The 11,496-nt window shown below is 60.9% G+C and carries 12 protein-coding genes and 2 tRNA genes; 3 read left to right on the top strand and 11 right to left on the bottom strand.

Annotated features, from left to right (window positions below):
* Nucleotides 1-2: 2 nt before the first annotated feature.
* From rpoB to NO877_RS04495, 3 genes are read right to left on the bottom strand one after another with little or no spacing between them, the layout of a single operon-like run.
* Nucleotides 3-1,829, bottom strand: coding sequence for a DNA-directed RNA polymerase subunit B (gene rpoB, locus NO877_RS04505; protein ID WP_256395112.1), 1,827 nt, complete (start codon nucleotides 1,827-1,829; stop codon nucleotides 3-5).
* Nucleotides 1,830-1,831: 2 nt separating this feature from the next.
* The gene (locus tag NO877_RS04500) at nucleotides 1,832-3,400 is read right to left on the bottom strand and encodes a DNA-directed RNA polymerase subunit B'' (protein ID WP_256395111.1); all 1,569 of its coding nucleotides are present in this window, start codon (nucleotides 3,398-3,400) and stop codon (nucleotides 1,832-1,834) included.
* Nucleotides 3,397-3,624, bottom strand: a complete 228-nt coding sequence (locus NO877_RS04495) for a DNA-directed RNA polymerase subunit H (RefSeq protein WP_256395110.1) — start codon at nucleotides 3,622-3,624, stop codon at nucleotides 3,397-3,399. Before NO877_RS04495 ends, NO877_RS04500 begins: the two co-directional genes overlap by 4 nt.
* A 246-nt stretch (nucleotides 3,625-3,870) precedes the next feature.
* On the opposite strand from NO877_RS04495, the gene NO877_RS04490 reads away from it, so the two are divergent.
* Nucleotides 3,871-3,943: transfer RNA gene (locus NO877_RS04490), tRNA-Asp, on the top strand.
* Nucleotides 3,944-3,988: 45 nt separating this feature from the next.
* Here the strand turns inward: NO877_RS04490 and NO877_RS04485 are convergent.
* The 6 genes from NO877_RS04485 to NO877_RS04460 form a co-directional block, all read right to left on the bottom strand.
* Nucleotides 3,989-5,212 (bottom strand): preprotein translocase subunit SecD family protein, encoded by a 1,224-nt coding sequence (locus NO877_RS04485; protein ID WP_256395109.1) that lies wholly within the window; start codon nucleotides 5,210-5,212, stop codon nucleotides 3,989-3,991.
* A gap of 100 nt (nucleotides 5,213-5,312) precedes the next feature.
* On the bottom strand, nucleotides 5,313-6,473 hold the full coding sequence (locus NO877_RS04480; protein ID WP_256395108.1) for a DUF5305 domain-containing protein: 1,161 nt from the start codon (nucleotides 6,471-6,473) through the stop codon (nucleotides 5,313-5,315).
* A 66-nt stretch (nucleotides 6,474-6,539) separates the two neighbouring features.
* On the bottom strand, nucleotides 6,540-7,703 hold the full coding sequence (locus NO877_RS04475; RefSeq protein WP_256395107.1) for a S26 family signal peptidase: 1,164 nt from the start codon (nucleotides 7,701-7,703) through the stop codon (nucleotides 6,540-6,542).
* A gap of 137 nt (nucleotides 7,704-7,840) precedes the next feature.
* Entirely contained in the window at nucleotides 7,841-7,966 is a 126-nt protein-coding gene (locus NO877_RS04470) for a hypothetical protein (RefSeq protein ID WP_256395106.1), read from the bottom strand.
* Between the two features lie 3 nt (nucleotides 7,967-7,969).
* Complete coding sequence (locus tag NO877_RS04465) at nucleotides 7,970-8,509, bottom strand: hypothetical protein (protein WP_256395105.1); 540 nt, start codon at nucleotides 8,507-8,509, stop codon at nucleotides 7,970-7,972.
* Nucleotides 8,510-8,514: 5 nt separating this feature from the next.
* Nucleotides 8,515-9,069, bottom strand: coding sequence for a DUF1102 domain-containing protein (locus NO877_RS04460; protein WP_256395104.1), 555 nt, complete (start codon nucleotides 9,067-9,069; stop codon nucleotides 8,515-8,517).
* A 491-nt stretch (nucleotides 9,070-9,560) separates the two neighbouring features.
* Here NO877_RS04460 and NO877_RS04455 point away from each other — a divergent pair, with 491 nt between their 5' ends.
* Both NO877_RS04455 and NO877_RS04450 read left to right on the top strand, forming a co-directional pair.
* Entirely contained in the window at nucleotides 9,561-9,968 is a 408-nt protein-coding gene (locus tag NO877_RS04455) for a hypothetical protein (protein WP_256395103.1), read from the top strand.
* A 176-nt stretch (nucleotides 9,969-10,144) separates the two neighbouring features.
* Nucleotides 10,145-10,217, top strand: a tRNA-Asp gene (locus NO877_RS04450).
* Nucleotides 10,218-10,422: 205 nt separating this feature from the next.
* On the opposite strand, the gene NO877_RS04445 is transcribed toward NO877_RS04450, so the two are convergent.
* Complete coding sequence (locus tag NO877_RS04445) at nucleotides 10,423-10,704, bottom strand: hypothetical protein (protein ID WP_256395102.1); 282 nt, start codon at nucleotides 10,702-10,704, stop codon at nucleotides 10,423-10,425.
* Between the two features lie 38 nt (nucleotides 10,705-10,742).
* A complete protein-coding gene (locus NO877_RS04440) occupies nucleotides 10,743-11,480 on the bottom strand; it encodes a protein-L-isoaspartate O-methyltransferase family protein (protein ID WP_256395101.1) in 738 nt (245 codons plus the stop codon).
* Between the last annotated feature and the right edge of the window lie 16 nt (nucleotides 11,481-11,496).

Genomic DNA, 11,496 nt, shown 5'->3' with positions numbered 1-11,496 from the left:
CCTTAGACTGCGTCCTCGAGTTCGAGTGTTGGTCGGATGCCGAGCGCCATCAGTTCATCAAGAAGGAGCTTGAACGCGTAGCTGATCTCCAGTTCGTGGATGTTGTCCTCGCTGCCAGTCGCCGGATCGTAGACACGGCGCTGTTCGCGGTCCTGGACCGCGATCATTCCCGTATCGGCCGAGACGTAGACCGTCTCCTTGTCCGAGGAGTCGAGCAGGCGTTCGTTGAGCACCATCGCAGCCCCGTGGCCGATGATGGTGTCCCGCTCCATCTCGCCGACACGGAGGCCACCCTCACGGGCACGCCCCTCGGTCGGCTGGCGAGTGAGAACCTGCACAGGCCCGCGGGAGCGGGCGTGCAGTTTGTTCGAGACCATGTGGTAGAGCTTGTGGTAGAAAATCGTGCCGACGAAAATCTCGGCGTCGATCTTCTCGCCCGTAACGCCGGAGTACATGACCTCCTTGCCGGAGGATTTGAAGCCGTGGTCTTCGAGGGCTCCGCGGAGTTCCTCCTCGTCTTCGCCCTGGAACGGCGTCCCGTCGACGCGCCGTCCTTCGAGCGCGCCAACCTTCCCACCGAGCATCTCCAGGACGTGGCCCACAGTCATCCGCGATGGGAGTGCGTGCGGGTTCAACACGAGGTCGGGAACGAGTCCTTCCTCGGTGAACGGCATATCCTCCTGTGGTGCCAAGTGCCCCACGACACCCTTCTGACCGTGCCGGGAGGCGAACTTGTCGCCGAGCTCCGGAATCCGTTCGTCCCGAACTTTGACCTTCGAGAGCTTCGAGCCGTCCTCGCCCTCCATCAGCGTGACCGTGTCGACGACGCCGTCCTCGCCGGAGCGCATCGTCACCGAGGTCTCACGCCGCTTCTGGGGGCTGAGACCGCCCATGTCGTCGGGCTCTTCGAGGAACCGCGGTGGGCTGGTCTTGCCCAAGAGAACGGAATTCTCGTCGACCACTGTCTCGGGGTTGACGAGCCCGTCGTCGTCGAGGTGGGTGTAGGCGTCTTCCCCGCGTGCGCCGCGGACGTCCTGACTCGGGATCTCGAAGTGGTCTTCCTGACCGCCGGGGTAGCGTCGTTCCTCGCCCTCGTAGGTTCGGAAGAAGTGCGACCGCATGAGGGCCCGGTCGACCGATCCCTGATTCATCACGAGCGCGTCCTCGATGTTGAACCCCTCGTAGCTCATCACGGCGACCGTGAAGTTCTGGGCTGCGGGCCGATCGTCGTAGTTGATCTGTTCAGTGGTCTGCGTCTTGACCATCGAGAGCTGCGGGTAGTGCAGGAGGTGCTGGCGCGTGTCGGGCCGGATCCGGTAGTTCGCGGATGGCAGCCCGAGCGACTGTTTCATCATCCCTGCGCCCATCGTAATCCGGGGGCTGGCGTTGTGTTCCGGATACGGAATCATCCCCGCACCGATCCCGAAGATCAGGGAGGGATCGATTTCGAGGTGGGTGTGTTTCTCGGTGATGTCGTCTTCGTCGACCGCGATGAGGATGTCCTCTTCCTCCTCGGCGTCGATGAACTCGACGTAGCCACGGTCGACGAGGTCCTCGAACTCGAGGTCGCCGTCCTCGACGGCCTCGATCTCCTCGTCGCCGAGCAGCGGCTCGCCGTTTTCGACGACGATCAGCGGGCGGCGGGCCCGACCGGCGTCGGCGTTGATGATGACCTCTTGGGTGCGCCCGCGTACGGAGACGTTGACCATGTCCGAGACGTCGCCGCGGCGGCGGGCTTCGCGGATCTGTTCGGCGAGCTGTTCGGGGTCCGGGTGGGTTCCAACCAGACTACCGTTGACGTATACTTTCGCTTCTCGTGCCTGAGCCATTGTTAGTCGTCCGCCGGGGTGCTTCGTTCAATGCTGTCAATGCCGGGGATCCCCTCGACTCCCATCGACGACAGCTCTCGTTTCAGTCCCTGTTCGTCCTCGATATCCTGACTCAGCTCCATCGCTTGGGCGAAGTTCTTCACCAAGCCACAGTTCGGCCCCTCCGGCGTCTCGGAGGGACAGATGCGACCCCACTGGGTCGCGTGGAGGTCCCGTGCCTCGAAGTGCGGCTGCGAGCGGGACAGCGGCGAGCGGAGTCGGCGCAAGTGAGACAGAACGCCCATGTAATCAGTTCGGTCGACCAGCTGGCTCACGCCGGAGCGGCCACCGACCCAATTGCCCGTTGCAATCGGGTGTTCGAGCCGTTCGGTGAGTACGTCGGAACGAACGACGGTGCTGACAGAGAGATCACGGTTCCGCATATTGGCGCGTTCGAGCTGGTATTTCACGTCCCGCGAGAGTTTATTGAGTGCGGTGCGGAACAGATCGGTCATCAGATCGCCCGAGACCTTCAGGCGTTTGTTGGCGTAGTGGTCCTTGTCGTCGGCCTCACGGCGGTCGAGTGCGAGCTCGAAACAGGCCTCGGCCATTCGACAGAGGTAGTAGGCCTTGTTGATGCGGATCTCCTCGTCTTCGGCCCCCTCCTCGTGGAGGTGCGGCAGGAGATACCGATCGATGACGTAGTTCGCCCGTTTGAGCTGGTAGTTCTTTCCTTGACCACTTGCGACGCGTTTGCCCAGCGTCTCGATGGCCTCCTCGGTGGTCTGGACCGAGGCTTCCTCGAGGTTTTCGAGCATGAACTTCACGATCTCCGGATCTTCGGAGACGCGGTGGACGATCTCCTCGTCGGATTCGAGCCCGAGTGCCCGGACGAGCGTGACGAAGTCGACGCTGCCCGAAACCGATGGGAAGCTCACTTCGAGGAGCCCTTCGCGGTTTCGCTCACAGAGGACGAGCGCGCGGTAGCCACGGCGCTGGCTGAACGTTTTGGCGACCTGGATGTCGTCGCCGTACTTGGTATCGTGTTCGGCCAGGATCTTGTTCGGCGCGAGGTCCTCGCTCGTCATCAGGACGCGCTCGGAGCCGTTGACGATGAAGTAGCCGCCGGGATCGACGGGGTCCTCGCCGATCTCAATCAGTTCCTGGTCGGAGAAGCCCTGGATGTTGCAGTTCTGGGAGCCGACCATGATCGGCATCCGGCCGACCTTGGTTTCGGTGGAGTCGACGACCTGTTCGGGTTCCTCGTCGCCGCCGCGGATGATCGACATCTCCATGAAGACCGGAGCGGCGTAGGTGATGTTCCGGAGGCGGGCCTCCTGCGGATACAGGAGTTCTTCGGAGCCGTCGGCCTCACGCACGCGCGGTGTGAGGATTCGGATGTCGCCGAGCTCGACGTAGACGGGCTCTTGGCCCTCCTTGTCGCCGATGTCGGTGTCGATCGTCTCCTTTTCGTCGACGACCTGCTGCATGCCGCGGTCCAAAAACGCGTTGAACGAGCGGAAGTGGTGTTCGGCGAGTCGGTCCTCCTCGAAGTACTCTCGGGAGATTGTGCGTCGGTCTTGCCGGTTCATTCGATCACCAGTCGGTATGAGGTCGCGGTGTCGGTGGTCCGCGAGTCACGAACGATTTCGATTACGTCACCCGGTGTGGCGTCGTCGGGGAGTGCGGGATCGTTCAGTTTGATTTTCGGTAAGTCGGTACGGCTGAGACCATACTCCTCCAACACCGAGTCGATCTCGGCGTCTTCGAGGACGGTATGATCCGGGACGAGTTCATGTTGGCTGACATCTACCATGGGTGAGTTGTCTGTCGGTGGGAAGAAGCTACTGTCACGAGATACTACAGCCAGTTACTGATCCGAGCCATATAACAGTTGCCAACTCCGCCCGACACCAGCGGCTCACCGACCGCAGGAGGGCGTGATACTGTATGGCAGGCCGTCGACTACTATAGGCTTTTGGGCCAGTTCGGTACCGGCTACCACGCGGCCTTCAAAAAGGAAGCCTTATTTGTGTCTCGGGGAGACGTTGTAGTACGGTTCGCCCGGATGGTGTAGTGGCCCATCATACAACCCTGTCACGGTTGTGACGCGGGTTCAAATCCCGCTCCGGGCGTTTATAACCCGGCAGAATCAGCGTCGCGTCTATTATAAAAAGAACTCACGAATCCGAATCGCCGAGTCGCCGCAGGAGCGCGCCAGCCGCGCCGAGTCCGGCAATCGCGGCTCCTATGCCGAACCCCAGGGTTTCGAGGTCGGTCGACCTGCCGTCAGCCGACGCCCCAGACGTGTCGGGAGTCGGCTCGGTCTCGACCGCTCGGTTCTCTAGCGTCGACTCTTCGACCGGCAGCTCGTCGCTCGTCGAGAGCTCAACGGGGGCCGGAAGCGGGCCGGATCGTAGATTGATCGAAACGAGCTGGGCCGCTTCGAGGCTACTCGTCGTGAGAATGAAGCGCGGATCTTCAGCCCAGTCGCCGGTTTGCATACTTTCTGCGAGCCCCGGTGCCATCCCGAAGGCGTTGATGACCTCGCTGTCGTCGACAACCAGGAGGCACGGCTCCGTGTTCTGGGGGTCCTGGTCGTAGGTACATCGCGAGCCACCGTCCTGTGCAACGCCTGTGTCGACGAGCTGCTGTTGGAACCGCTCGGCAGCCGACGCCTCGACAGTCACCGGCACATGGGGGCCGGTTCGATCGCCTTGGGTCGCCGAGCCGACGCTCTGGAAATCGTTGCTCGTGAGCGCGCCCTCGTCGGTGACGTACTCCCCCTGCTCGTCGTGGTAGATGTCGATCCGAACGACGCCGCGGCTGCCGATGAGGTCCTGGATGTCCTCAATATCTTCAGCGTCCTCACCGGAGACGCCGATCACGAGTACGAGGCCGGTGTCGTCGCGTCCCTGCCGGACGGTGGCGTCGTCGATGTCAGCGGCCGCCAATCTGGTCTGGATGACGCCGATCGACTCGTCGCGGGTCTGCTGTGTCAGGCCCTCGGTGATCTCGTCGTAGCTGTAGCTGCCTGCGTCCAGTGCAGTCTCAAACTGGTCGACTGAGACGCCGGAGTCGACGACTTCGATAGTTCCCCCATCGTCTCCGGACCCCAGTCGGGCGATCACGTCCCGCTCGGCCGTCTCGGGGAGTTCGTCGGCGACCGCTGCAGCGGCTTGGGCCTCGCTGTCGCCACCGAAGTCGACGCTATCGGCGGTTCGTCCAACGAGTTCGGTACGAATCCACGTTCGGTCGGCATCACCCGACTGGAAGATCGGGGTGGCAGCCCCAGCGCCCGTCATCCAGACAGCGCCAGCACCCACAGCAAGCGGCGTCTGTACGGCTTGGCGCCGACTTAGTCTCACGGTCGGGTCCGCCGAACCCCCGTTGTTGGAAACCATTAGTTCGTAGTTTGAACATGTCTTCTTAGTAATTATGGTGTATTGACTAATTGGATGTGGTGAGTCTGGGCTGAGGAGTCGCCCGGGATTCTGTGATCGTTCACTGGTCGTCGGGACCGATGCCACCCTCGTCCAACTCGGTTCCGTCGGTCGACTCGGTCTCGGAGTCGACACTATCGGTCGTTTCACCGTCGTCACTATCGGTCCGTGGCGGTCGGTAGCAGTAGAGATAGCCGTCGTGGCGGACGTAGTAGGCGTCATCGTCCGGATCTTCGATGACGCTGTTGTCGGTATCGATGGCGAAGTCGACCAATCCAGCCAGCGAGTCGGCGTCGGCCTGTGGGAGTTCGAACGCCTCCGAAGGGAGTTCGATCGTCGAGATCCACTCGTCGAACGTCTCGCGGTCGTCCTCGTAGGCCAGTCTCGCCCGTTCAGTCTCCGAGAGTGTCGATCGATCCGAACGGACGACGCCACCGAGCAGCCCCAGCGCAACCACAAGCAAAAGCGGTCCACCGACGCTCCGGAGCGGGCGATCGTTCCGGTCGACGGTCACCGGCCGTGTGGTCTCGTAGGATTCGACCGTCGGTTCGGCGTCTGTGACGCTGTAGGTCGTGTCACTGACTGTCACGGGCATGGTGTAGGTCGCCGTCTCGTCGACGCTATCGCCATTGATCTTGCCCTGAGCAGTGATCGTCGCCCGAACGAACACCTCGACCTCGCCGGTGGAGCCACCGAGTTCCTCCTGGATTCGGCCGATCCGTTCGGTGACCGCGCTCATATCCTGGGAAAACGAGACACGAACGGGCTCTCCAGGAGGTACTGACTCGACAGTCGCGTCGTCGAGGGCGCTACTCGTCTGCCAGTAGACCGTCGGCTCGGTGCCCTCGCTGTCGGGATCGACCTCCCGAAGCACCAGCGACAGCGACACGTCCTGATCGAGGTCGCCGCTCTCACGCGCGTCGTACGTAGTCCGGAACGTCCCATCGAGTTCCGGCGAGAGACGGGTGTAGTAAACTGATCGGTTTTCGAGGGTCGTCCCGACCGGAAACAGGGAGTTGTCTTCTTGAACGGTCGCCGAATGATCGAACGCCCCGGTTTGCTCCCATGAGACCGTCGACTGCTGTTCGGTCGTCGTTGCGGCCCCAACGTGTGCCGTATACGTCAGCCACCCACCCACAAGGACACACCCGAGAAGCACCGCACAGACAACAACGAACTGATTGTCGAGAACGGCCCGAGCGCGGCGTCGCCAGTCATCCATATTGGTTGTTAATTAATCCTGTTTAGCTTAGTTATTCGAACCATTACACCCGTTAGGGGCGGATTACTATCGGTAGAGACTGTTTACTAGCCGACGGAGGTGCGTCGACACCGGGACCTCACGGCTTCGCGTCCGTATTCGGAGCCGATCTGTGCCAACAAGTATGCGGCCGAATAGATAGAAGGAACCGCCGATCAGTGCGTCGATGGCCGCGATCGGGAGCCACGGGTGGATCACGTACAGACTCTGGATCACCGGCTCCGGAAGCACGGCGAGATACCTGTGTTCGGTAACATACCGTCGGTAGTAGCCGGTCTCGCTTGGAGCATCCAACTGGACGGTCGCTGTCTCGGTCGCTCGTGGCTGGACAGTGAGGGTGTGTGGCCGAACAGCAACACCCTCGCTTGCGGGTTCGATATAGGAGACGGTCGGGATGAAGCCACCGTTGTCGACGGGGTATGCCACGTCGGCTGATTCGCCCTGTGGAATGACGGTGGGTTGGTCGGACTCGAAACTCGCACTCACGATGCCGTACTCGTGGGTTCCGGCCGGTGCAACCATCGCCACGGTCGCAGTAACGATCAACAGCAGGGCACAGCCACCAACGAGAACACGTGTATCGAGTCCAGTCTCTCGGGATGTACCCCGGCCAGCCCGCTCCGGGAGATTATCACGGCGTTCACCGACCACATACCAGAGTAGCGTCCCGATAAAAAACGAGAGGGCGAGCGTCTGGGTGTCGACGAGCGATCGGACACCGAGTGCTGCGGCCAACTGTCGCTGTGTCGTATCCAACACGGACTGGACTCGTTCGACACCAGTGCCGAACCCCGGGATCACAACGACCTGCCCGTTGACCTGCAGTGCCTTCGCAACGATCTGTGGCTCCCGTACCGGGGGTTCATCACCGTCCTGATCGGTAAACGGGTTCCCATCACCGCGCGTAATGTAGCCGCGTTCGGTTTCGTCGACGACACGATGGGTCGTCAGTCCACCCCCGTGGAGCTCTTCGGCCTCGAAAACGACGACATCGTCTTCCTCAATTGGGCCAGCTATTTGTACCGGAATCGGCACGAATCCGTCTCCGGGCTCCATCGTCGGCGACATACTTTCGGTTTCGACGTAGGAGAGCAACACCGGCTGTCCGAGTAGTTGCCCGGCAACCAAAGCGAGGATAACGACGATCGCGATGGTGATACTAACACGCCAAACGGGTTCTTCGGTACTCATTGATAACGTATGAAACAGGCTTGTGGTTTGGTGTCGCTCAACAGTCCATTGTAGCACGGCCGAAATGGGGTTCGGTGGTGGTTACCACCGGTGCGCAGGCGAAATACGGTGTTGTTGCCCCCACCAGGAAGCAACTCTCACGACGAGTGTGCGTCGTCTATGTTCGTATCGATCTCCGCCCGCAGGTCGTTCGGGATTTCAGCGGCATCATCCGCATCGTACGTCTCGGATTCGTCGATGTAATCGTCGAGTGTTGGTGCCATCGGTTAGGCCTCCGTTGCAGTGATTTCGATCTGTTCGTCGACACGCAGATCCGGTTCGCCGTCGGCTTCGAACGAGAAGGCGATCAGGTGGAAGTCCTGATCATCGCCCGGCGTCAGGCGGATCGGATTGTTGATCGCTGGCACGATAGCGACGCCCAAAAGCGACTGTGGGAGCTCCGTCTCCAGGAACACGAGTGGATCGATTTCGACATCGATCGCTTGAGTCCCCTGGTTCGTGATCCGAAAGACGTTGAGGAACGTCGACAGCGCGTTAGCGTTGACGCCCTCGCCGCCGCTGATGGCCGTGCCGATATTCGAGTTGCTATCGGTGAGGTCGACCCCGAGCGTGTCCTGTGGTGTCGTATCGGCGTACGCCCCGTTCGGTCCTGGATGGGACTGTAATCCGAGGTACGCACCGGCGTCACCGGAGACGACGACATCGAAATCGCGCTCGGCGGTGACGCTGCTGAACGCGCCGGTGCCGATCGCCGCGCCGCCGCCGACCAGCGCACCGAGACTCACCGCGAATGTTCGTCTGTTCATCGTTGTTAGGCAGTCGCACTGATCGTCACACCGGAGATGATCTCGGCGCTGTCACCGAGTCCGGACCCGCGCGTGTCGATCTGGAGACTGACGACGACGCTCTCACCGGCGTCGAGTGTGACACTGTCCGAACCGAGCTGTGTCCCATTGCTGTAGGGATCACTCACCGAGGAACTGTCGACCGCGTAGAAGCCGATCAGGTCGGTGTTGTCCCCGGACTTCGAGAGGCTGACATCGACCGACTGTGTGCCCTGGTTCGTGATCTGGAACAGGTGATCGATCTCCGTCAGTGCGTTGGGGTTGACACCGTCACCGCCCCCGGCAACGCTCTGGCCGGCGTCGAGGTCGATACTCAGCGTTCCGGATGAGCCGTCATCCGTGACGTACTCTTCGTTCGCACCACCGGTGCTGCTGAGTCCGAGATAGGCCGCCGAATCGTTGGCCACGGCCACGTCGACGTTCCGACTCGCGGTGACACTCGTAAACGCCCCGGTACCCATTGCGGCTGCCCCACTGGCAGCAAGCGATCCAACTCCGACAACAAATTTGCGTCGTTGCATGGTTTGTCTTACCTCGTATTGCGCGCCGCCTTCGAGCCAGAGGCATCGACGCCCCCGTTTTACGGCGCGTACTGATGCCGTAGGGAGAGACACACTTTGGAATGGACAGACTATCAATGAAACAGAAAGTAGGCGAAAGCTGGTAGTGAGTGTATAGTGACGTTCCCAAATCTTGTTAGTCAGTTAGGCAATCCATTCGTCGAACAATCTTTTGTAGAGTAAATTATGCAGGGTTGAGTTGTCAGACATACTGCCTGTGGGCTGATTAGGAGGCGTCTAGAAAGAACGGTGGCGAGATTGTCCCGAGAACCGAGAGGTTAGTAACTGTATAATAACCACGCTGTGGTAGTATACAGCGCTTAACGTGTGGTATGTCGACAGTTACTGAAGTGGTTGGATATCAAGACAGTACGCAAATAGATGACGACTCCCCGCACCGTCCTTCATCCGAGACAACCAGAGACATGTACCGCAGGATGGGTCGACAACGAATGATCTCGAAACGGCAGGCGCTACTGCTGGCAACATTGGGTATGGTCGGCGTTATGATGATCGGTGCCAGCGGTGCGAGTTCAGTGACCGCAGAGCGTGGCGTTGAGATGGCTGTTGCGGGAGATAACGCTGCGGTCGTCGGCTTCGAACAGCGAGCGATTCATACGGCAAACGGGACAACCGAACTTGAACTGACGGTGCGAAATCAGTTCGGTACGGAAATCGAACTCACAGCTATCGAAGTTGGTGTCGGTGGCACGACTGAACACCTCGCTGAAAATAGCCCGCTTGAACCGGGAGAACACAGAACGGAGCGGTTTGTCGGCGTGTCGTGTACCGATGAGATCACAGTCCACGTCTCCGGTACCGATATCGACTCCCGATTCGATCGACCCGTTCAGTGTTAGCGACATCGACTCCGGGCTGAGAAGCCACGTTTCGGATCGACAGTTATCGCCGGGATAGTGGAGTCGGATGAACGGAAGTCGACCAGTCGTCAGGATAGTGGTACGGTATCGCCACACGGAGCGGGGGCAACTAATAAGGCTTAAACGTCTCCCCCGGATACGAATGATTGCAGCAAGCCCGGATGGTGTAGTGGCCCATCATACGACCCTGTCACGGTCGTGACGCGGGTTCAAATCCCGCTCCGGGCGCTTTTTCCGAGCTCAAACCTCCAGCGAGGCGTTTCATCGGCGAGCGATTACAGTGTTCAGTGATACAACCAGAGTGGATTTGAATCATGCTGAGGTTCTGCGAACGTAGCGAGCAGGTTCTCAGCCCGGGTTCAAATCCCGCTCCGAGCGCTTTTCAGACATCGAATCAACAACCAATGAACGCCTGATCCTACCGTTGAACAACTCACCGCAGGAGGAAGTACAGACCGCTACCGATGAGAGCGATCACCAACAGCACGATAATAAACAGCCCCGCGACGGTCGGATAGACGAGTGCAAGCGCAATAAAGAACGTAAAGGCAAACAGGGAAAATAAGACGAGAAACAGGCCGATAGCTGGCTGTTGGGCGGTTGCGAGTGCGATTCGCTCCTGGATGTCGAGTTCGGTCAGGTCGACGTCCGCGGCCGCAGGCTCGTCGGTTGCGGGCCCATCGGCGTCACCCGGCGGTTGTGCTGAGTCAGCCACAGCGGTACGTACGACTGGGGGATTCCTGAGTGTATCGCTTACAGCCGCTCGTCCCAGTCGAGCCACTCGTATTCCCAGCCAGCGGGGGCGAAATATCCCTGTTGGTCGAACTCGGTGTCTTCGCGTTCGGTCCGGTTTCTGACGGGGCTGCTGGCCTGCTCGCCGTCGACCAACATCGGCCGGAACCGCACCGCGCCGAACTGCCCGGTCTCCTGGATAGCTCCGTTGTCGTGGTCGCGGTCGAACGCCACGAGCGTTTGACTGGTCGTCCCGCGGGGGACCACCAGCCGCCCGCCGGGGGCGAGTTGGTCGACGAGCGCCCGCGGCGGCTCGACGACCGCACACTCCAGGAGGATTCGATCGAACGGCGCGTACTCGGGGAGTCCCGTCGCGCCGTCCCGCCGGTCGACCAGCACCTCGTCGTAGCCAGTCGACTGGAGGTTCTGCCGGGCGACCGAAACGAGCTGGCGGTCGATATCGATCGCATGAACGTGGCGGCCGCCAACGATTTCGGCGAGCGCCGCGGCCGTGTAGCCGACGCCCGCGCCGACGATCAGCGTCTCGTGGTCCGGTTCGGCATCCAGCGCGAGCAGCAGCCGGGCGACCAACTGGGGTTGGAGACTACGTGAGCCGGGGCTGTCGCCGTCGGTTTCGGGTTCGGTAAACTCGTGGTGTGGGACCGTCTGGAGGGCGTCGACGAGTATGGGATCGAGCGGCTGGTCGAGGCTGTACTCCAGCCCGTCGACCATGTCTGCCCGAAGCGTTTCGCGATCCATTGTGGGGACTCCGGTG

Origin of the sequence: Halohasta litorea (genome assembly GCF_024494645.1) — an archaeon.
In the GTDB taxonomy this organism is placed as follows: Archaea; Halobacteriota; Halobacteria; order Halobacteriales; family Haloferacaceae; genus Halohasta; species Halohasta litorea.
Note: the sequence above shows the minus strand (reverse complement) of the source record. Positions and strands in the feature narration are given on the sequence as shown.

Excerpts from the sequence above, each read along its gene's own strand:
- NO877_RS04465 (WP_256395105.1), bottom strand. The coding sequence starts at position 8,509 with ATGAACAGACGAACATTCGCGGTGAGTCTCGGTGCGCTGGTCGGCGGC.
- NO877_RS04460 (WP_256395104.1), bottom strand. The coding sequence starts at position 9,069 with ATGCAACGACGCAAATTTGTTGTCGGAGTTGGATCGCTTGCTGCCAGT.
- NO877_RS04485 (WP_256395109.1), bottom strand. The coding sequence starts at position 5,212 with ATGGTTTCCAACAACGGGGGTTCGGCGGACCCGACCGTGAGACTAAGT.
- NO877_RS04470 (WP_256395106.1), bottom strand. The coding sequence starts at position 7,966 with ATGGCACCAACACTCGACGATTACATCGACGAATCCGAGACGTACGAT.
- NO877_RS04475 (WP_256395107.1), bottom strand. The coding sequence starts at position 7,703 with ATGAGTACCGAAGAACCCGTTTGGCGTGTTAGTATCACCATCGCGATC.
- NO877_RS04440 (WP_256395101.1), bottom strand. The coding sequence starts at position 11,480 with ATGGATCGCGAAACGCTTCGGGCAGACATGGTCGACGGGCTGGAGTAC.
- NO877_RS04480 (WP_256395108.1), bottom strand. The coding sequence starts at position 6,473 with ATGGATGACTGGCGACGCCGCGCTCGGGCCGTTCTCGACAATCAGTTC.
- NO877_RS04500 (WP_256395111.1), bottom strand. The coding sequence starts at position 3,400 with ATGAACCGGCAAGACCGACGCACAATCTCCCGAGAGTACTTCGAGGAG.
- NO877_RS04455 (WP_256395103.1), top strand. The coding sequence starts at position 9,561 with ATGATCTCGAAACGGCAGGCGCTACTGCTGGCAACATTGGGTATGGTC.
- rpoB (WP_256395112.1), bottom strand. The coding sequence starts at position 1,829 with ATGGCTCAGGCACGAGAAGCGAAAGTATACGTCAACGGTAGTCTGGTT.
- NO877_RS04495 (WP_256395110.1), bottom strand. The coding sequence starts at position 3,624 with ATGGTAGATGTCAGCCAACATGAACTCGTCCCGGATCATACCGTCCTC.